Below are 17,151 nucleotides of genomic sequence, written 5' to 3' on the forward strand. Positions count from 1 at the left end.
GAGCTCATTGCGCACGCACGATGACACCTGGGACATCAAGACCAGTGTCGGCAGCACCGCGGTGATGGTGGCCGCCGCCCGGGCGGTGGAAACTGAGCGGCCCGACGCCCTCATCCGCGATCCGTACGCCAAACTGCTGGTCACCAATGCCGGTGCCGGGGTGCTGTGGGAGCACATGCTCGACCCCGAGGTGGCGGCCAAGATCGAGGCCCTCGACGCCGACTCCGCCGCGCACCTCGAGCACATGCGCAGCTATCAGGCGGTGCGCACGCACTTCTTCGACACCTACTTCAAAGACGCCGTCGCCGCCGGGATCCGGCAGGTGGTCATCCTGGCCTCGGGCCTGGACTCGCGCGCCTACCGCCTGGAGTGGCCGGCCGGCACCACGGTGTACGAGCTGGACCAGCCCGAGGTGCTGGCGTACAAGTCCACCACGCTGGCCGAAAACGGCGTGACCCCGTCGGCGGAGCGCCGCGAGGTGGCCATCGACCTGCGGCAGGACTGGCCGGCCGCGCTGCGCGCCGCGGGCTTCGACCCGACGGCCCGGACGGCCTGGCTGGCCGAGGGCCTGCTGATGTACCTGCCCGCCGAGGCGCAGGACCGGCTCTTCACCCTGATCGGCGAGCTGAGCCCGGCCGGCAGCCGGGTGTCGGCCGAAACTGCACCCAATCACGCCGACGAGCGCCGGCAGCAGATGCGCGAGCGGTTCCGGAAGGTCGCCGACGAGCTCGGCATCGAACAGACCGTCGACGTCGGGGAGCTGATGTACCGCGACGACCACCGCGCCGACGTCGCGAAGTGGCTCGACGAACACGGCTGGCGCGCGACGGCCGAGCATTCGATCGACGCGATGCGCCGGCTGGGTCGCCTGATCGAGAACATCCCGATGGCCGACGACACGGACGCGTTCTCCGACTTCGTCATCGCCGAGCGGCTGTAATGCCGCGCTCGCTGGACGACTCCTGGGACATCGCCACCAGCGTCGGAGCGACCGCCGTCATGGTCGCCCTGGCCCGCGCCGCCGAGACCGCCAGCGACCAACCACTCATCCGCGACCCGTTCGCCGAGCCGCTGGTCTCCACACCCGAACTGGCCGGAGTCCGCGAGCAGGTGGCCGCGTGGTGGACGGAACCGGACGGCGATGACGACCCGGGAGACGGGGACTACTCGGTCCGCGCCCAGAACATGATCGACTCGCAGGCGGTGCGGACCCATTTCTTCGATGCGTACTTCGCCGCCGCCGCCCAGGCCGGCATCCGGCAGGTGGTGCTGCTGGCCGCCGGGCTCGATTCCCGCGCCTACCGGCTGGATTGGCCGGCCGGCACCGTCGTGTACGAGATCGATCTGCCCAAGGTGCTCGAGTACAAGACCGAGACGCTCGCCGACTGCGGCGCCACGCCGGCCGCCGACCTGCGGCCGGTACCCGCCGACTTGCGCCATGACTGGCCACAGGCGTTGCGCGACAAGGGTTTTGACGCCGGCCAGCCGACGGCGTGGCTGGCCGAAGGGTTGTTGCCGTTCCTGCCGGCCGCGGCGCAAGAACGCCTGTTCGTCGCGATCGACGGGCTGAGCGCGCCGGGCAGCCGCGTCTCGGTCGAGAACTTCGGCATCGACCCGGCCAAGCGCCGCGAAGCCGAGGCGAGGTTCGCCGAACTGCGCGCCAAGCGCGAGGCACGCGGCCAAGACATCTCGTTCAACCCGTTCGACCTGTGGTTCGAGGACGGGGAGCGGCCCGACTGCGCGGACTGGTTCACGGCCCACGGCTGGAGCACCGGGGTGGTGGACGGGCACGAAGAGGCGCTCCGGCTGGGACGCGACCCGCAGCCCGAGGGCCGGCCGTTTGTGGTCACCTATGTGACCGCTACCAAACCCTGAGCTGCCGCAGCCAGAGCCTTTCTACTGCTCTCCCAACCGGATGGTTAGGATCGCGGTTATCACCCATGAGCGCTTGCGCGGCCAGCGGCGGGCGCCCCTCGGGATGACCGAAGCAGGGGAAGGACAACGATGACCACCGAATCGGTTACACCCAAGACATCCGTCACCAATGGCGCGCCGACCGCGCAGCAGGTCGACGTTCCCGCCACGGTGGCCCGGCTCCGCAAGACCTTCGCCACCGGGCGCACCCGCGACATCGAGTGGCGCAAGCGGCAACTGCTGCAACTGGCCAAGCTGATGGAGGAGAACGAGGCGGCCATCGCCGACGCTCTCGCCGAGGACCTGGACCGCAGCCCGTTCGAGGCGTTCATCGCCGACATCGCCACCACCGCCGGCGAGGCGAAGTACGCGGCCAAGCGGGTGCGCCGGTGGACGCGCCGCCGCTACCAGCTGCTCGAGGTGCCGCAGCTGCCGGGCCGCGGCTGGATCGAATACGAGCCGTACGGCACCGTGCTGATCATCGGCGCGTGGAACTACCCGTTCTACCTGACCCTGGGCCCCGCCGTCGGCGCCATCGCGGCGGGCAACGCCGTGATCCTCAAGCCCTCGGAGATCGCCGCGGCGTCCGCGCACCTGATGGCCGAGCTGGTGCCCAAGTACCTCGACAGCGACGCGATCGCGGTGGTCGAGGGCGACGGTTCGGTCAGCCAGGAGCTGATCGCGCAGGGGCTGGACCGCCTGCTGTTCACCGGTGGCACCGAGATTGGTCGCAAGGTCTACGAGGGCGCCGCGCCCCACCTGACCCCGTGCACGCTCGAGCTCGGCGGCAAGAGCCCGGTGATCGTGGCGGCCGACGCCGACGTGGACGTGGCGGCCAAGCGCATCGCCTGGATGAAGCTGCTGAACGCCGGGCAGACCTGCGTGGCCCCCGATTATGTGTTGGCGGACGCCAAGATTCGCGACGAACTGGTGAGCAAGATCGGCGCCGCCATCACGAAGTTCACCTCGGACAAGCCCAACGGGATGCGGATCGTCAACCAGCGTCAATTCGACCGGATCAGCGGCTACCTCGCCAGCGGGGACGGCAAGGTGGCCGTCGGCGGGGCGTGCGACGCGGCGAGCCTGCGCATCCAGCCCGCCGTCGTCGTCGACCCCGACCCGAACGGCCCGCTGATGCAGAACGAGATCTTCGGGCCGGTGCTGCCAGTGGTGACGGTCCAATCCCTGGATGACGCAATACGTTTCATCAACGCGCGACCCAAGCCGCTGTCGGCCTACCTGTTCACCAAGACGCGGGAAACCCGCGAGCGGGTGATCAAGGAGGTGCCGGCCGGCGGCATGCTGGTCAACCACTTGGCCTTCCAGGTGTCGACGGCCAAGCTGCCGTTCGGCGGTGTGGGCGCGTCGGGGATGGGCGCCTACCACGGCCGGTACGGCTTCGAGGAGTTCAGCCACCGCAAGTCGGTGCTCACCAAGCCCACCCGGCCCGACCTGTCCAGCTTCATCTACCCGCCGTACACCGAGCGCGCCATGAAGATGGCCCGCAGGATGTTCTGATCATTCGAATCACCTGCTAGGCAGTACTTTTCACACTTAGAGAGGAACCTTATGCCCGGAGTGCAGGATCGCGTCATCGTCGTCACCGGAGCCGGCGGGGGACTGGGCCGCGAATACGCCCTCACCCTCGCCGCCGAAGGCGCCAGCGTCATCGTGAACGACCTCGGCGGTGCGCGTGACGGTACCGGTGCCGGCCACAACATGGCCGACGAGGTGGTCAAGGAGATCAAGGACGCGGGTGGCCGGGCGGCCGCCAACTACGACAGCGTCGCCGACCCCGAGGGCGCCGAGAACATCATCAAGACGGCGCTCGACGAGTTCGGCGCCGTGCACGGCGTGGTGAGCAACGCGGGCATCCTGCGGGACGGCACCTTCCACAAGATGACCTACGAGAACTGGGACGCCGTGCTCAAGGTGCACCTGTACGGCGGGTACAACGTGCTGCGCGCCGCGTGGCCGCACTTCCGCGAGCAGAGCTACGGCCGGGTCGTCGTCGCCACCTCCACCAGCGGCCTGTTCGGCAACTTCGGGCAGACCAACTACGGCGCCGCCAAGCTCGGCCTGGTCGGCATGATCAACACGCTGGCGCAGGAGGGCGCGAAGTACAACATCCACGCCAACGCCGTCGCCCCGATCGCGGCCACCAGGATGACCGAGGACATCCTGCCCAAGGAGGTGCTCGAGAAGCTGACGCCCGAGTACGTCGCGCCGGTGGTGGCCTACCTGTGCACCGAGGAAAACCCCAACACCGCTTCGGTTTTCGTGGTCGGCGGCGGAAAGGTGCAGCGGGTGGCGCTGTTCCAGAACGAGGGCGCCAACTTCGACAAGCCGCCCACGGTCGAGGACGTCGCCTCGCACTGGTCGCAGATCGACGACCTCTCGGCGGCCCAGCCGGCCAACTTCAAGCTCGGGTAGCGGTTAGGCAAGCAGTTCGTTGCGCAGGCGGTCCACATCCGCCTGCGCAATGCCCGCGTCCCGCAGGTACGCGTCGAGCGAGCCGTGCGCCTCGTCGATCGCTTGGCGCGCGGCGGCCAGATACTCCGGGCGCACGCCGAGCACACCGTCGGCGAGCCGCGCCTTGGTGAACGTGACGACCTCCGGCGTCAGTTCGACGTCGGAACGCTGCTGGATCATCTCGTAGATGTGGTCCCGCAGCTGGGGTACCGCGGCGTTGCTGCGCAGGTAGTCGGCGACGATGGTGTCGCGATCGACGCCGACCGTTTCCAGCACCGTGGCGATCACGAAACCGGTGCGGTCCTTGCCCGCGAAGCAGTGGGTGAGCACCGGACGCCCGGCCGCCAGCAACGAAAAGACATGCTGCACAGCGCGTTGCGCCCCGTTGCGAAACGGGAATTGCCGGTATTCGTCGATCATGTGCCGGACGGCGGCCTCGTTGACGGCTTCGTCGGATTGGTCGGGATCGTTCTCGAACAGCCGCCGAAACGCGGTTTCGTGTGGCGCCTCGTCCTCACTCGGCTCCTCGTCGCCCAGGTCGGGAAAGGGCAACAAGTGGATCTGGACGCCGTCGGGAACCAGGCCGGGGCCGCGGCGGGCCACCTCGCGTGCGGCGCGCAGGTCGGCGACGTCGGTGATACCCAACTCGCGCAGCGTCGCGCGGCCCTCGTCGTCGAGGCGGCTCAGCTCACCGGACCGGAACAGCCGGCCGGGACGAAGCCCCGGCGTCTCGTCGGCGACATCGCGAAAGTTCCACGCGCCGGACAGCTCCCGCAGGGTTTCAGTCATGTGCGGTGACCGCCGCGGCGAGCGGTGACTTCTCCCGGCCGATCTCGGCGCGCGCGATGGTCCGCATGTGCACCTCGTCCGGGCCGTCGAACAGGCGCATGGCCCGATGCCAGCCGTAGGACCGGGCCAGCACGGTGTCCTCGCTGACGCCGGCGGCCCCGTGCACCTGGATCGCGCGGTCGATGACATCGCAGGCCACCTGGGGCGCCACCGCCTTGATCTGCGAGACCAGCAGGTGAGCGGCGCGGTTGCCGTGCTGGTCGATGGTCCACGCCGCCTTCTCGCACAGCAGCCGGGCCTGGTCGATCTCGTTGCGCGACTTGGCGATTGCCTCACGCACCACGCCCTGCTCGGCCAGCGGCCGGCCGAACGCCACCCGGTTACGGGCGCGGTCCACCATCAGGGCCAGCGCGCGTTCGGCGCCGCCGAGGGCGCGCATGCAGTGGTGGATCCGGCCGGGACCGAGCCGGGCCTGGGCGATCGCGAAACCCCCGCCCTCTTCGCCGAGCAGGTTGGTGACCGGTACCCGGACGTTGTCGTAGATGATCTCGCAATGCCCGGGCTGGTCCTGGTAGCCGAAAACGGTCGTCGACCGAACCACGTTCACGCCCGGGGTGTCGATGGGCACCAGCACCATCGACTGTTGCTGGTGGCTGGCCGCCTCGGGGTTGGTGCGGCCCATCACGATCAGGATCTTGCACCGAGGGTCCGCCGCGCCCGAGGTCCACCACTTGCGCCCGTTGATCACGTAGTCGCCGCCATCGCGCACGATGGAGGTCTCGATGTTGCGCGCGTCGCTGCTGGCGACCGCCGGCTCGGTCATGGAGAAGGCGCTGCGAATCTCGCCGTTCAGCAACGGCTCCAGCCACTGCTTGCGCTGCTCCTCGGTGGCGAACAGATGCAACGTCTCCATGTTGCCGGTGTCGGGCGCCGCGCAATTGAGCGCCTCGGGCGCGATCTCCAGGCTCCAGCCGGTGAGCTCGGCCAGCGGTGCGTACTCGAGGTTGGTGAGGCCGGACTCGGCGGGCAGGAACAGGTTCCACAGGCCTTGCTCTTTGGCCTTGGCCTTCAGCCGCTCGATGACCGGCGGGACGGTGTGATCGCTGGGGCCGGCCTCGTGCCGGTACTTGTCGTATTCGGCCTCGGCCGGAAAGACGTACTCGGTCATGAAGTCGGACAGTCGCTTGTGGTAGTCGTTGGCTTTGGCCGACATCGCGAAGTCCATGACCGTCACGATAGGACACGTGTCAGGACGGCCCATATGGCGAGCCTCAATGGTTCACCTTCGCGACACTGAAACCTCGCACATGACACGCCGTGAAGGGCGTGCGTGGTTTCAGTCTCGCGGTGTGGCGGGCGGTCGCGATTCCCGTCGCGCACCATGGGAGCCATGACCGAATCCCGCCCGCCGTTCCCGCCGTTCACCCGCGAGACGGCGCTGCAGAAGGTGCAGGCCGCCGAGGACGCCTGGAACACCCGCGACCCGCACCAGGTGAGCCTGGCGTACACGCCCGACTCCCAATGGCGCAACCGCGACGAACACGTCGTCGGGCGCGAGGAGATCGTCGCGTTTCTGACCCGCAAATGGCGGCGCGAGCTCGACTACGCGTTGCGAAAAAGCTTGTGGGACTTCCACGACAACCGCATCGCCGTGCGCTTTCAATACGAATGCCGCGATAAGGCCGGACAGTGGTACCGCAGCTACGGCAACGAGCTGTGGGAGTTCACCCCGTCGGGCTTGATGGCGCGCCGCGAGGCCAGCATCAACGACGTGCGGATCGACGAGTCCGAGCGCCGCTACTTCGGGCCCCGCCCGCCGGCGGAGCACGGCCGGGACATCCCGCTCTGGTAGCGGGACGGCCACAACGCCGGCGTGTGACTCCACAACTCGGCGGGCGGTACTGCGCGCGCCGCGGGTAGCGAACCATCGATGAGTTGAACGGCCGCGCCAGGGGTATCGGGCCCCGGTCCATCGCACGGCCGGGCCGAAATCCGGCAGGCGTTAAGGTAGCGAAGCGTGCGGCCAGCCAGCGGCACAGTCAAACGGCAGGAAAGTGCGGGAAAGCAGATGTACGCGCCATGACAGATGCGCAGACGACGGTAGGGGTGGTCGCCGAGTCCGCGGCCGACGAACGGCGCGTCGCGCTGGTGCCCAAGGCGGTCGCGTCGCTGATCAGCAGCGGAGTCGCGGTGGTGGTCGAATCGGGAGCGGGCGAAGGCGCGTTGCTTCCCGACCAGCTCTACAGCGAGGCCGGCGCCAGCATCGGGGACGCCTGGTCGGCGGACATCGTCGTGAAGGTGGCGCCGCCGACCAAGGAAGAGGTCGCCAAGCTGCGCAACGGCCAGACCCTGATCGGGTTCCTGGCCCCGCGCAACGCCGACAACTCGATCGGCGCGCTCACCGAGGCCGGCGTGCAGGCGTTCGCGCTGGAGGCCATCCCGCGGATCTCGCGCGCCCAGGTCATGGACGCGCTGTCGTCGCAGGCCAACGTCGCCGGCTATAAGGCCGTGCTGCTGGCCGCGTCCGAGTCGACCCGGTTCTTCCCCATGCTGACGACCGCGGCGGGCACCGTGAAGCCGGCCAGCGTGCTGGTCCTGGGCGTCGGCGTGGCCGGCCTGCAGGCGCTGGCCACGGCCAAGCGGCTGGGCGCGCGCACCTCCGGTTACGACGTGCGCCCGGAGGTGGCCGACCAGGTCCGCTCGGTCGGCGCGCAATGGCTGGACCTCGGGATCGACGCGGCCGGGGAGGGCGGCTACGCCCGCGAACTCACCGAAGCCGAGCGCGCCCAGCAGCAGGAGTCGCTGGAGAAGGCGATCGCCGGGTTCGACGTGGTGATCACCACCGCGCTGGTCCCCGGGCGGCCCGCGCCGCGCCTGGTGACCGCCGCGGCGGTGGAGTCGATGAAGCCCGGCAGCGTGGTGGTCGACCTGGCGGGGGAGACCGGGGGCAACTGCGAACTCACCGAACCCGGCCAGACCGTCGTCAAGCACGACGTGACCATCGCCTCGCCGCTGAACCTGCCGGCGACCATGCCCGAGCACGCCAGCGAGCTCTACAGCAAGAACATCACGGCGCTCCTGGACCTGTTGATCACCGACGGCAAACTGGCCCCCGACTTCGACGACGAAGTGATCGCGGCGTCCTGCGTCACTCGAGAAGGAACCTAGACATGTACGACGAGCTGTTGGCCAATCTGGCGATCCTGGTGCTGTCCGGGTTCGTCGGGTTCGCGGTCATCTCCAAAGTGCCCAACACGCTGCACACCCCGCTGATGTCGGGCACCAACGCCATTCACGGGATCGTGGTGCTCGGCGCCCTGGTGGTGTTCGGCGAGGTCGAGCACCCGTCGCTGGCCGTGCAGATCATCCTGTTCGTCGCGGTGGTGTTCGGCACGCTGAACGTCATCGGCGGTTTCATCGTCACCGACCGGATGCTGGGCATGTTCAAGGGCAAGAAGAAGGTGGCGCCCGTCAAGACCGAGGATCTGGCGGCGAAATGAACTACCTCGTCACCGTCCTCTACATCGTTTCGTTCGCCCTTTTCATCTACGGCTTGATGGGCCTGACCGGGCCCAAGACCGCGGTGCGGGGCAACCTGATCGCCGCGGTCGGCATGGCGCTGGCCGTGACGGCGACGCTGATCAAGATCCGGCACACCGAGTCGTGGGTGCTGATCATCGCCGGCCTGGTGGTGGGCGTCCTGCTCGGCGTCCCGCCGGCGCGGTTGACCAAGATGACCGCCATGCCGCAACTGGTGGCGTTCTTCAACGGCGTGGGCGGCGGCACGGTCGCGCTGATCGCGCTGGCGGAATTCATTGAGACGAGCGGCTTTTCGGCGTTCCAGCATGGTGAGTCGCCGACCGTGCACATCGTGGTGGCGTCTTTGTTCGCCGCGATCATCGGGTCGATCTCGTTCTGGGGTTCGATCATCGCGTTCGGCAAGCTGCAGGAGATCATCTCGGGATCACCGATCGGCTTCGGGAAGGCCCAGCAACCCATCAACGTGCTGCTGCTCGTTGCGGCGGTGGCGGCGGCGGTGGTCATCGGCCTGGGCGCGCATCCCGGCACGGGTGGGGTGTCGCTGTGGTGGATGGTCGGCCTGCTGGCCGCGGCCGGTGTGCTCGGCCTGATGGTGGTGCTGCCCATCGGCGGCGCCGACATGCCGGTGGTGATCTCGCTGCTCAACGCGATGACCGGGTTGTCGGCCGCGGCGGCCGGCCTGGCGCTGAACAACACCGCGATGATCGTGGCCGGCATGATCGTCGGCGCGTCGGGTTCGATCCTGACCAACCTGATGGCCAAGGCGATGAACCGCTCGATTCCCGCGATCGTCGCCGGCGGTTTCGGCGGTGGCGGTGTGGCACCCAGCGGTGACGGCGGCGGCGACAAGCACGTCAAGGCCACCTCGGCCGCCGACGCCGCGATTCAGATGGCCTACGCCAACCAGGTGATCGTGGTGCCCGGCTACGGGCTGGCCGTCGCGCAGGCGCAGCACGCGGTCAAGGACATGGCGTCGCTGCTGGAGGACAAGGGCGTGCCGGTGAAGTACGCGATCCACCCGGTGGCCGGCCGGATGCCCGGACACATGAACGTGCTGCTGGCCGAGGCCGAGGTGGATTACGACGCGATGAAGGACATGGACGACATCAACGACGAATTCGCCCGCACCGACGTCGCGATCGTCATCGGCGCCAACGACGTCACCAACCCGGCGGCCCGCAACGAGCAATCCAGCCCGATTTACGGCATGCCCATCCTGAACGTGGACAAGGCCAAGTCGGTGATCGTGCTCAAGCGGTCGATGAACTCGGGGTTCGCGGGCATCGACAACCCGCTGTTCTACGCCGACGGGACGACGATGCTGTTCGGGGACGCGAAGAAATCGGTGACAGAGGTCGCCGAGGAACTGAAGGCGCTTTAGCGGTGATCGCAAGCGCAGCGGAGCCGGGCGCTGCGGGTCACCGCCAGAGGGTCTAAACCGGAGGGTAGGCGGGCGGCGGATAGCCGTTGCCGTCGACGACGCCGCGCAGGCCCCACGGGACGTAGCGGAAGAAGAACTCGATCTCGTCGCTCATGTCATAGTCCGGGCTCGGATCCATGAAGACACCCCTCCAGTCGCGACTTGAGCTTTCTTCAGGCGAGTCTAGTCCCATCCTCGTCGGGGTGACACCCGGCGTTTGCCTAAACTGTCCAACCAGTTGATTGATAATTGGACTTGCCCGGCACCCCAGCGTCCCGCCCGGCAGTGACGATTGCGAGTACAGATGCCATCCGAGAACGGACTGACCCGGCGCGAGGAATTGCTGGCCGTCGCCACCAAGCTCTTCGCCGCCCGCGGCTACCACGGCACCCGGATGGATGACGTCGCCGACGTGATCGGCCTGAACAAGGCGACGGTCTACCACTACTACGCCAGCAAGTCGCTGATCCTGTACGACATCTATCAGCAGGCCGCCGAGGGCACGCTGGCCGCCGTCCACGACGATCCGTCCTGGACGGCCCGTGAGGCGCTCTACCAGTACACGGTTCGCCTGCTCACCGGCATCGCGGCCAACCCGGAGCGGGCCGCCGTCTACTTCCAGGAGGCGCCCTACATCACCGAGTGGTTCACCGAGGAGCAGGTGGCCGCGGTCCGGGAGAAGGAAACGCAGGTCTACGAGCACGTCCACGGGCTCATCGATCGCGGCATCGCCAGCGGCGAGTTCTACCAGTGCGATTCGCACGTCCTGGCGCTCGGCTACATCGGCATGACGCTCGGCGCCTACCGGTGGTTGCGGCCTAGCGGCCGCCGCAGCGCCAAGGAGATCGCCGCCGAATTCAGCACCGCGCTGCTGCGCGGCCTGATCCGCGACGAGGGGATCCGCACGAGTTCCCCGCTGGGGCCCTAGGCTTGCGCGCCCTTCAGGTGCTTGTCCAGGAAGGCGAGCTGGTCGGCCACCACGCGGTCGAAGGCCTCGTCGACGTAGATCGCGAAATGGCCCTCGGGATATACCTTGATCTCCCCGCGCGGGGCCTTGGCCGCGTGCCGCAGCGTCGCCGCCGCGGGGGCCACCGAGTCGGCCTCGCACACGCAGAACAGGATCGGGCAGCCGATGTCGGGGGTGCGGCGCCCGGGCCGATAGGTCATGATTTTCAACGCGATCCGGGCCGCCACGTCCGAAGGGATGTCCGCGCCGTCGGGCACCAGTCGTAAAAAACCCGGGTACGCGTCGGGGGTGGTCATCAGCGCCACCTCGCCCGGTCGCCCCACCGCGGGAACCATCACCGGTGCTTTGCCGAGCCGGGCGGCGAGGAGGTCGCGGGCGGCCAACGTGCCGACGCGCATGAAGATCAGCGGGTTCAGCGTTCCTATCGACGCTCTGGCGTCGGTGAAGGGGCATTGCACCACGGCGGCGGCGATGTCGGGGTGGCGGGCCGCCGTGGTGATCACATGGCCGCCGCTAAAAGACGTGCCCCACAACGCGATTCGAGCGGTGTCGATTCCGGGGATGGTGCGGGCGTAGCTGACGGCCGCGGCCCAGTCGGCGAGTTGCAGCCCGATGTCGAGCAGTTGGCGTGGGTGGCCCTCGCTGTCACCGAAGTTGCGGTAGTCGAACACCAGGCAGGCGTAGCCGGCCGCGCTGAAGCGTTCGGCGTAGGCGTCCAGGCGCATGGTCCGCACCCCGGCGAGGCCGTGCGCCATCACCAGCAGCGGCGCGGGCCCACTGCCCGGCGGCCGGTAGAGCCAGGCGCTGATCAGATCGCCCCCGGATGGGAACTGGACGTCTTCGCGTTGTGTCATCAGTCAGTCATTCTGCCCGCGTCACCGCGACGGGTCCGCCGGTATGCGCCGCGAATTTAATGGACTACTGTCTAGAAAAGTTTTGAGCGCTCAACGAACGGAGACTCTCATGGCGATCCGCGTCGCGCACGTCGGTACCGGAAACGTCGGAGGGTTGGCGCTCGCCGAACTCATCACCAACCCCCAGTTCGAGTTGACCGCGGTGTGTGTCTCCACCCCCGAGAAGGTCGGTAAGGACGCCGGCGAACTGTGCGGCGTCGGTTTGGAGCGCGGTGTGGTCACCGGTGTCACGGCCGTCTCCGACCTCGACGCGCTGCTCGCCACCCAGCCCGAGTGTGTCGTCTATTGCGCCATGGGCGACACCCGGCTGCCCGACGCGATGGCCGACGTCATGCGCGTCCTGGCCGCCGGCGTCAATGTCGTCGGCTCCTCGCCCGGGCTGTTGCAATACCCGTGGGGCGTGATGCCCGAGAAGTACATCGGCCGGGTCGAAGATGCTGCCAGGCAAGGGTATTCGAGCATTTTCATCAGCGGTGTCGACCCCGGATTCGCGAACGACCTGATCCCGTTCGCGCTCGCCGGGACCTGCCAGCGCGTCGAGCAGGTGCGCTGCATGGAGATCCACGACTACGCCAGCTACGCCGGCGCAGAGGTGATGCATTACATGGGATTCGGCCGACCCATGGACGAAATCCCGATGCTGCTGCAACCGGGCATCCTGTCGATCGCGTGGGGCACCGCGATCCGCCAGCTGGCGGCCGGGCTGGGCATCGAGGTCGACGAGATCACCGAGTCCTACCAGCGCGAGCCGGCGCCGGAGGATTTCGACATCGCGGTGGGACGCGTCGCCAAGGGCACCGTGGCCGTGCTGCAATTCGAGATCCGCGGCATGGTCGACGGCCACCCCGCCATCGTCATCGAGCACGTGACCCGGCTGCGGCCGGACCTGCGACCCGATCTGCCCCAGCCCGCGTCCGGCGACGGCTCCTACCGCATCGAGATCACCGGCGAGCCGTCTTATGCCGTCGACATCATTCCGAGCAGCCGCAAGGGCGACCACAACCACGCCGCGATCGCCGGCGCCGCGGGTCGCATCGTCAACGCCATTCCCGCCGTCATCGCGGCACCGCCCGGCATCCGCACGACGCTGGACCTGCCGCTGGTGACCGGCAAAGGCCTGTACGCACCAAGCACTTTGGTGAGCACCTAAATCGAAAGGAGTCCCTGTGGGACGGGTAGAAGGCAAGGTTGCGCTGATCAGCGGGGGCGCCCGGGGGATGGGCGCCGAGCATGCGCGGCTGCTGGCGTCCGAGGGCGCCAAGGTGGTGATCGGCGACATCCTCGACGACGAGGGCAAGGCGGTTGCCGACGAGATCGGCGATTCGGTCCGCTACGTCCACCTCGACGTCACCCAGCCCGACCAGTGGGACGCCGCCGTCGAGACCGCGGTCAGCGAATTCGGCAAGCTCAACGTGTTGGTCAACAACGCCGGGACCGTCGCGCTCGGGCCGCTGAAGAGTTTCGATCTGGCCAAGTGGCAGAAGGTGATTGACGTCAACCTGACCGGAACCTTCCTGGGCATGCGCGCGGCGGTCGAGCCGATGATCGCGGCGGGCGGCGGCTCGATCATCAACGTGTCCTCGATCGAGGGCCTGCGCGGCGCGCCCATGGTGCACCCGTACGTCGCCTCCAAGTGGGGGGTGCGCGGGCTGGCGAAGTCCGCGGCGCTGGAGCTGGCGCCGCACAACATCCGCGTCAACTCCGTGCACCCCGGCTTCATCCGCACCCCGATGACCCAGCATCTGCCCGAGGACATGGTGACGATTCCGCTCGGCCGCCCGGCCGAGTCGCGGGAGGTCTCGACGTTCATCCTGTTCCTGGCCAGCGACGAGTCGTCCTACTCGACGGGCAGCGAGTTCGTCATGGACGGCGGCCTGGTGACCGACGTGCCGCACAAGGAGTTTTAGCCTCGGTTCGTCACCGAACGTGCACTCACGGCGAGAATTAGGCTAATTTTTCGCCTTCAGTGCACGTTCGGCGTAGGGGATGGTGTCAATGCTGCGTAGCCTGGCCGAGGTAGTGGGATCGAACCACGTCGTCACCGATCCCGACGTGCTCGCGGGCCGCAGCGTCGACCACACCGGTCGTTATCGGGGCCGGGCGAGCGCGCTGGTGCGCCCGGGTTCGGCCGAGCAGGTCGCCGCGGTGTTGCGGCTGTGCCGGGACGCGGGGGCGCACGTCACCGTCCAGGGCGGGCGCACCTCGCTGGTGGCCGGCACCGTCCCGGAGCACGACGACGTGCTGCTGTCCACCGAGCGGCTGCACGCCCTCGATGACGTCGACACCGTCGAGCGCCGGATCCGGGCGGGCGCCGGCGCCACACTCGCCGCGGTGCAGCGGGCCGCGGGCGGCGCGGGCCTGCTGTTCGGCGTGGATTTGGCCGCCCGGGACACGGCGACCGTCGGGGGGATGGCGTCGACGAACGCCGGCGGGCTGCGCACGGTCCGCTACGGCAACATGGGCGAACAGGTCGTCGGCCTGGAGGTCGCCCTGCCCGACGGTTCGCTGCTGCGCCGGCACAGCCGGGTGCGCCTTGACAACACCGGCTACGACCTGTCGGCGTTGTTCGTCGGCGCCGAGGGCACCCTGGGCGTGATCACCTCGCTGGATCTGCGCCTGCACCCCACCCCCGCGCGGCGGGTGACGGCGGTGTGCGGGTTCGACGACCTGGCGGCGCTGGTGGACGCGGGCCGGACGTTCCGGGACACCGACGGCATAGCGGCGCTGGAATTGATCGACGGCCGGGCCGCCGCGCTCACCGGCGAACACGTCGGCGTGGGTGCCCCCGTCGACGGCGACTGGCTGCTGCTGGTGGAACTCGCCGCCGACCAGGACCAGACGGACCGGCTCGCCGACCTGCTCGACGGAGCGCGGATGTGCTCCGCGCCCGCGGTCGGCGTGGATGTGGCTGCGCAGCAACGGTTGTGGCAGTTGCGCGAGTCGCTCGCCGAGGTGCTCGGCGTGTACGGGCCGCCGCTGAAGTTCGACGTCTCGTTGCCGCTGTCGTCGATCGACGAATTCGCCCGAGCCGCAGTCGATTTGGTCGGGACGCACGCGCCGGATGCGCTGCCCGTACTGTTCGGCCACATCGGCGAGGGCAACCTGCATCTCAACGTGCTGCGCTGCCCGGTCGACCGGGAGCGGGCACTCTACGAGCCGATGATGGAACTGATCGCGCGATCCGGTGGCAACGTCAGCTCCGAGCACGGCGTCGGCACCCGCAAGCGGCACTACATGGGCATGTCACGCGAGCTGGCGGACATCGCGGCGATGCGGACCATCAAGGCCGCGCTGGACCCGACCGGCTACCTCAACGCCGCGGTGCTCTTCGACTAGCCGGAGGTCGCCTGACATACGCTGGCGTCCATGGCATCCGGGATCTTCGACACACCCGTCAACCGAATCGTCAACAATTTCTTCAATGGCATGATCGACGCGCCCGTCGTCGGGCGACTGGTACGACGCGGGCTGATCAAGATCCGCTACGTCGGCAGGCGTTCGGGCAAGACGATTCAGACCCCGGTCGGGTATCGCCGTTCCGGCGACGGCATCGTCATCAACGTCATGTCGCCCGATAGCAAGACATGGTGGCGAAACTTTCTCGGCGCGGGCGGGCCGATCACGCTGCTGAACTTCGACGGCGCGGACCGCACCGGACACGCGATCGCCAGCCGAGACGAGAAGGGCCGCGTCAAGGTCGCGGTGCGGCTCGACTGATCACGAACCCTTGATCCCGACCGCGTGCCGCAGCTGCGCCAGGAACTGATCGGCATCGTCGCTGGGCACGATGTAGTGCGAGATCGCGATCCGGATCACGGTCGCCGCCTTCACCGCGGCGTTGGGTCCGGGCAGGTGGCGCTGCAGGCCCTCCCGCATCTGCGGGATGACCCCACCGAACTGGGCGATGGTGTGTTCGGGCTCGACGTCGACCATGCGCACCCCGGAGTACGAATGTTGGTATTCCACGATGAACCGCAGCACGGCGTCGAGCTTGTCGACGCCCTTCAACCCCGCGGTGGCCCGCACCAGGCCGCTTTCGAAGATCTGTCGCTCGTAACTCGAAAAGGCCGACAGCAGCTCCTCTTTCGACGCGAACCAGCGGTACAGCGTCGGGCGCGAGACCCCGGCCTGCGCGGCGACGTCGGACAGGCTGAGCTTGGTCTTGCCGTTGCGGCCGAGCACCTCGGCGGTGGCATCGAGGATGCGCTGCCGCGTCGAGGTGTCGGGCTCTGCGGTCTGGGCCGGACTGCTCATAAGTGCAACTCTACGAAGTCGTTCACCGTCATTTCGCCTCCCGGCCAGGCTTGGGCGGTCTCGGCCGCACCAACACGGACTGCTGGATGGCGCCCACCGCCCCCTGCTCGTCGAACAACGTGCCGACCGTGGTCCCGATGCCGTCCGGGCCATAGTTCGTCTCGGCGCGGATCCCGATCCACTCCCCGTCGGGAACCCGGAACACGTGCACGGCCAGGTCGGTGTTGAGGAAGGTCCACCGGGTGATGTCCAACTTGCTGCCGATGCCGTTGGCGCAGTCGGCCACCGCGAACAGCCGCTCCAGCGGTGTCATGCTCTCGCCGGTGACCAGGTCCACGGTCGGGTGGATCCACGATTCGCCCGGCCCCTCGCTCAGCGGTTCGGTCAGCCACAGCCAGTCCAGGCTGTGCACGTAGTTGCGGTCCCAATCCCGCGCCTTCAGGTTGCGGTTGCGCGCCTCGCCGCGCGGCCGCGGCATTTCGGGCGCGGCGTGGGCCACGGCGCGCGTGTCCAACGTCTGTAGCCGCCAGCCGCTGGCGCGCGCCACCGGCCGGGGCTCGCCATCGGGGCCGGGGGCCAGCATCTCGGCGGTGACCAGTTCGATCTGCTTGCCGCCCCGCTGCACCTGCGACCCGACCCACAGGTCCCCCTCGGCCGGCACCCCGCCCAACAGGTCGATGACGACGCGCGACAGGCGGGTGTCGTCGCGCTGTTCGCACCGCTCGAGCGCCCGCACCAGCAGCGCGGACACCGGCCCGCCGTGCTGAATCGCGGCCGACCAGGTGCCCCGCGCCAGGTCGGTGGCCCGGAACTTCTCGCCCAGCGGATCGGCGCCGTCGACTAGCTCGTAATAGGAGTCGGACATCGTCGTCAACCTTTCC

19 protein-coding genes are annotated in these 17,151 nt (G+C 68.5%); 13 read left to right on the forward strand and 6 right to left on the reverse strand.

All coding sequences use genetic code 11. From position 1 onward, the window contains the following. Window positions 1-7 precede the first annotated feature (7 nt). The 4 genes from A5702_RS23720 to A5702_RS23735 all read left to right on the forward strand — a co-directional run bounded on the left by A5702_RS23720 (window position 8) and on the right by A5702_RS23735 (window position 4,347). A complete protein-coding gene (locus A5702_RS23720; RefSeq protein ID WP_156669729.1) occupies window positions 8-940 on the forward strand; it encodes a class I SAM-dependent methyltransferase in 933 nt (310 codons plus the stop codon). Beyond that, entirely contained in the window at window positions 940-1,875 is a 936-nt protein-coding gene (locus A5702_RS23725) for an SAM-dependent methyltransferase (RefSeq protein ID WP_068224359.1), read from the forward strand. Before A5702_RS23720 ends, A5702_RS23725 begins: the two co-directional genes overlap by 1 nt. A 129-nt stretch (window positions 1,876-2,004) precedes the next feature. Beyond that, window positions 2,005-3,432: an aldehyde dehydrogenase family protein gene (locus A5702_RS23730; protein ID WP_055405139.1), complete on the forward strand. Its 1,428-nt coding sequence runs from the start codon at window positions 2,005-2,007 to the stop codon at window positions 3,430-3,432. Between the two features lie 51 nt (window positions 3,433-3,483). Beyond that, window positions 3,484-4,347 (forward strand): SDR family oxidoreductase, encoded by an 864-nt coding sequence (locus tag A5702_RS23735; RefSeq protein ID WP_067822599.1) that lies wholly within the window; start codon window positions 3,484-3,486, stop codon window positions 4,345-4,347. A gap of 3 nt (window positions 4,348-4,350) precedes the next feature. On the opposite strand, the gene A5702_RS23740 is transcribed toward A5702_RS23735, so the two are convergent. Then, window positions 4,351-5,175 (reverse strand): tyrosine-protein phosphatase, encoded by an 825-nt coding sequence (locus A5702_RS23740; protein WP_055405137.1) that lies wholly within the window; start codon window positions 5,173-5,175, stop codon window positions 4,351-4,353. Further along, window positions 5,168-6,388, reverse strand: coding sequence for an acyl-CoA dehydrogenase family protein (locus A5702_RS23745; RefSeq protein ID WP_055405143.1), 1,221 nt, complete (start codon window positions 6,386-6,388; stop codon window positions 5,168-5,170). Before A5702_RS23745 ends, A5702_RS23740 begins: the two co-directional genes overlap by 8 nt. A 177-nt stretch (window positions 6,389-6,565) precedes the next feature. On the opposite strand from A5702_RS23745, the gene A5702_RS23750 reads away from it, so the two are divergent. The 4 genes from A5702_RS23750 to A5702_RS23765 all read left to right on the forward strand — a co-directional run bounded on the left by A5702_RS23750 (window position 6,566) and on the right by A5702_RS23765 (window position 10,096). Continuing rightward, window positions 6,566-7,027: a nuclear transport factor 2 family protein gene (locus tag A5702_RS23750; protein WP_068224362.1), complete on the forward strand. Its 462-nt coding sequence runs from the start codon at window positions 6,566-6,568 to the stop codon at window positions 7,025-7,027. Window positions 7,028-7,254: 227 nt separating this feature from the next. Beyond that, the gene (locus A5702_RS23755; protein ID WP_068224365.1) at window positions 7,255-8,343 is read left to right on the forward strand and encodes a Re/Si-specific NAD(P)(+) transhydrogenase subunit alpha; all 1,089 of its coding nucleotides are present in this window, start codon (window positions 7,255-7,257) and stop codon (window positions 8,341-8,343) included. Window positions 8,344-8,345: 2 nt separating this feature from the next. Beyond that, window positions 8,346-8,675, forward strand: coding sequence for an NAD(P) transhydrogenase subunit alpha (locus A5702_RS23760; protein WP_055405134.1), 330 nt, complete (start codon window positions 8,346-8,348; stop codon window positions 8,673-8,675). Next, entirely contained in the window at window positions 8,672-10,096 is a 1,425-nt protein-coding gene (locus tag A5702_RS23765) for an NAD(P)(+) transhydrogenase (Re/Si-specific) subunit beta (protein WP_067822602.1), read from the forward strand. The genes A5702_RS23760 and A5702_RS23765 overlap by 4 nt, the downstream gene beginning before the upstream one ends. A gap of 52 nt (window positions 10,097-10,148) precedes the next feature. Here the strand turns inward: A5702_RS23765 and A5702_RS26550 are convergent, their stop codons facing one another. Continuing rightward, a complete protein-coding gene (locus tag A5702_RS26550) occupies window positions 10,149-10,274 on the reverse strand; it encodes a hypothetical protein (RefSeq protein WP_156349705.1) in 126 nt (41 codons plus the stop codon). 165 nt (window positions 10,275-10,439) lie between these two features. On the opposite strand from A5702_RS26550, the gene A5702_RS23770 reads away from it, so the two are divergent. Further along, window positions 10,440-11,063 carry a TetR/AcrR family transcriptional regulator gene (locus A5702_RS23770; protein WP_055405132.1) on the forward strand — a complete coding sequence of 208 codons (624 nt, stop codon included), beginning with the start codon at window positions 10,440-10,442 and terminating at the stop codon, window positions 11,061-11,063. On the opposite strand, the gene A5702_RS23775 is transcribed toward A5702_RS23770, so the two are convergent. Continuing rightward, on the reverse strand, window positions 11,060-11,956 hold the full coding sequence (locus A5702_RS23775) for an alpha/beta hydrolase (RefSeq protein WP_068224368.1): 897 nt from the start codon (window positions 11,954-11,956) through the stop codon (window positions 11,060-11,062). The two genes, A5702_RS23770 and A5702_RS23775, sit on opposite strands and share 4 nt — an antisense overlap. A gap of 109 nt (window positions 11,957-12,065) precedes the next feature. Between A5702_RS23775 and A5702_RS23780 the strand changes: the two genes are divergently transcribed. The 4 genes from A5702_RS23780 to A5702_RS23795 all read left to right on the forward strand — a co-directional run bounded on the left by A5702_RS23780 (window position 12,066) and on the right by A5702_RS23795 (window position 15,733). Beyond that, window positions 12,066-13,166 carry a diacylglycerol kinase gene (locus tag A5702_RS23780; protein ID WP_068224369.1) on the forward strand — a complete coding sequence of 367 codons (1,101 nt, stop codon included), beginning with the start codon at window positions 12,066-12,068 and terminating at the stop codon, window positions 13,164-13,166. 16 nt (window positions 13,167-13,182) lie between these two features. After that, a complete protein-coding gene (locus tag A5702_RS23785; protein ID WP_067270071.1) occupies window positions 13,183-13,923 on the forward strand; it encodes a glucose 1-dehydrogenase in 741 nt (246 codons plus the stop codon). A gap of 88 nt (window positions 13,924-14,011) precedes the next feature. Further along, window positions 14,012-15,352: an FAD-binding oxidoreductase gene (locus tag A5702_RS23790; RefSeq protein ID WP_067822614.1), complete on the forward strand. Its 1,341-nt coding sequence runs from the start codon at window positions 14,012-14,014 to the stop codon at window positions 15,350-15,352. Between the two features lie 30 nt (window positions 15,353-15,382). Beyond that, window positions 15,383-15,733, forward strand: a complete 351-nt coding sequence (locus A5702_RS23795) for a hypothetical protein (protein WP_055405090.1) — start codon at window positions 15,383-15,385, stop codon at window positions 15,731-15,733. On the opposite strand, the gene A5702_RS23800 is transcribed toward A5702_RS23795, so the two are convergent. Together A5702_RS23800 and A5702_RS23805 are read right to left on the reverse strand one after the other, a co-directional pair. Further along, complete coding sequence (locus A5702_RS23800; RefSeq protein WP_055405091.1) at window positions 15,734-16,270, reverse strand: TetR/AcrR family transcriptional regulator; 537 nt, start codon at window positions 16,268-16,270, stop codon at window positions 15,734-15,736. Window positions 16,271-16,298: 28 nt separating this feature from the next. After that, on the reverse strand, window positions 16,299-17,135 hold the full coding sequence (locus A5702_RS23805; RefSeq protein WP_067822617.1) for a thioesterase family protein: 837 nt from the start codon (window positions 17,133-17,135) through the stop codon (window positions 16,299-16,301). Window positions 17,136-17,151 lie beyond the last annotated feature (16 nt).

The organism is Mycobacterium sp. E3339 (assembly GCF_001666915.1).
In the GTDB taxonomy this organism is placed as follows: domain Bacteria; phylum Actinomycetota; class Actinomycetes; order Mycobacteriales; family Mycobacteriaceae; genus Mycobacterium.

Excerpts from the sequence above, each read along its gene's own strand:
- A5702_RS23725 (WP_068224359.1), top strand. The coding sequence starts at position 940 with ATGCCGCGCTCGCTGGACGACTCCTGGGACATCGCCACCAGCGTCGGA.
- A5702_RS23730 (WP_055405139.1), top strand. The coding sequence starts at position 2,005 with ATGACCACCGAATCGGTTACACCCAAGACATCCGTCACCAATGGCGCG.
- A5702_RS23735 (WP_067822599.1), top strand. The coding sequence starts at position 3,484 with ATGCCCGGAGTGCAGGATCGCGTCATCGTCGTCACCGGAGCCGGCGGG.
- A5702_RS23740 (WP_055405137.1), bottom strand. The coding sequence starts at position 5,175 with ATGACTGAAACCCTGCGGGAGCTGTCCGGCGCGTGGAACTTTCGCGAT.
- A5702_RS23745 (WP_055405143.1), bottom strand. The coding sequence starts at position 6,388 with ATGTCGGCCAAAGCCAACGACTACCACAAGCGACTGTCCGACTTCATG.
- A5702_RS23750 (WP_068224362.1), top strand. The coding sequence starts at position 6,566 with ATGACCGAATCCCGCCCGCCGTTCCCGCCGTTCACCCGCGAGACGGCG.
- A5702_RS23755 (WP_068224365.1), top strand. The coding sequence starts at position 7,255 with ATGACAGATGCGCAGACGACGGTAGGGGTGGTCGCCGAGTCCGCGGCC.
- A5702_RS23760 (WP_055405134.1), top strand. The coding sequence starts at position 8,346 with ATGTACGACGAGCTGTTGGCCAATCTGGCGATCCTGGTGCTGTCCGGG.
- A5702_RS23765 (WP_067822602.1), top strand. The coding sequence starts at position 8,672 with ATGAACTACCTCGTCACCGTCCTCTACATCGTTTCGTTCGCCCTTTTC.
- A5702_RS26550 (WP_156349705.1), bottom strand. The coding sequence starts at position 10,274 with ATGGATCCGAGCCCGGACTATGACATGAGCGACGAGATCGAGTTCTTC.
- A5702_RS23770 (WP_055405132.1), top strand. The coding sequence starts at position 10,440 with ATGCCATCCGAGAACGGACTGACCCGGCGCGAGGAATTGCTGGCCGTC.
- A5702_RS23775 (WP_068224368.1), bottom strand. The coding sequence starts at position 11,956 with ATGACACAACGCGAAGACGTCCAGTTCCCATCCGGGGGCGATCTGATC.
- A5702_RS23780 (WP_068224369.1), top strand. The coding sequence starts at position 12,066 with ATGGCGATCCGCGTCGCGCACGTCGGTACCGGAAACGTCGGAGGGTTG.
- A5702_RS23790 (WP_067822614.1), top strand. The coding sequence starts at position 14,012 with ATGCTGCGTAGCCTGGCCGAGGTAGTGGGATCGAACCACGTCGTCACC.
- A5702_RS23795 (WP_055405090.1), top strand. The coding sequence starts at position 15,383 with ATGGCATCCGGGATCTTCGACACACCCGTCAACCGAATCGTCAACAAT.
- A5702_RS23800 (WP_055405091.1), bottom strand. The coding sequence starts at position 16,270 with ATGAGCAGTCCGGCCCAGACCGCAGAGCCCGACACCTCGACGCGGCAG.
- A5702_RS23805 (WP_067822617.1), bottom strand. The coding sequence starts at position 17,135 with ATGTCCGACTCCTATTACGAGCTAGTCGACGGCGCCGATCCGCTGGGC.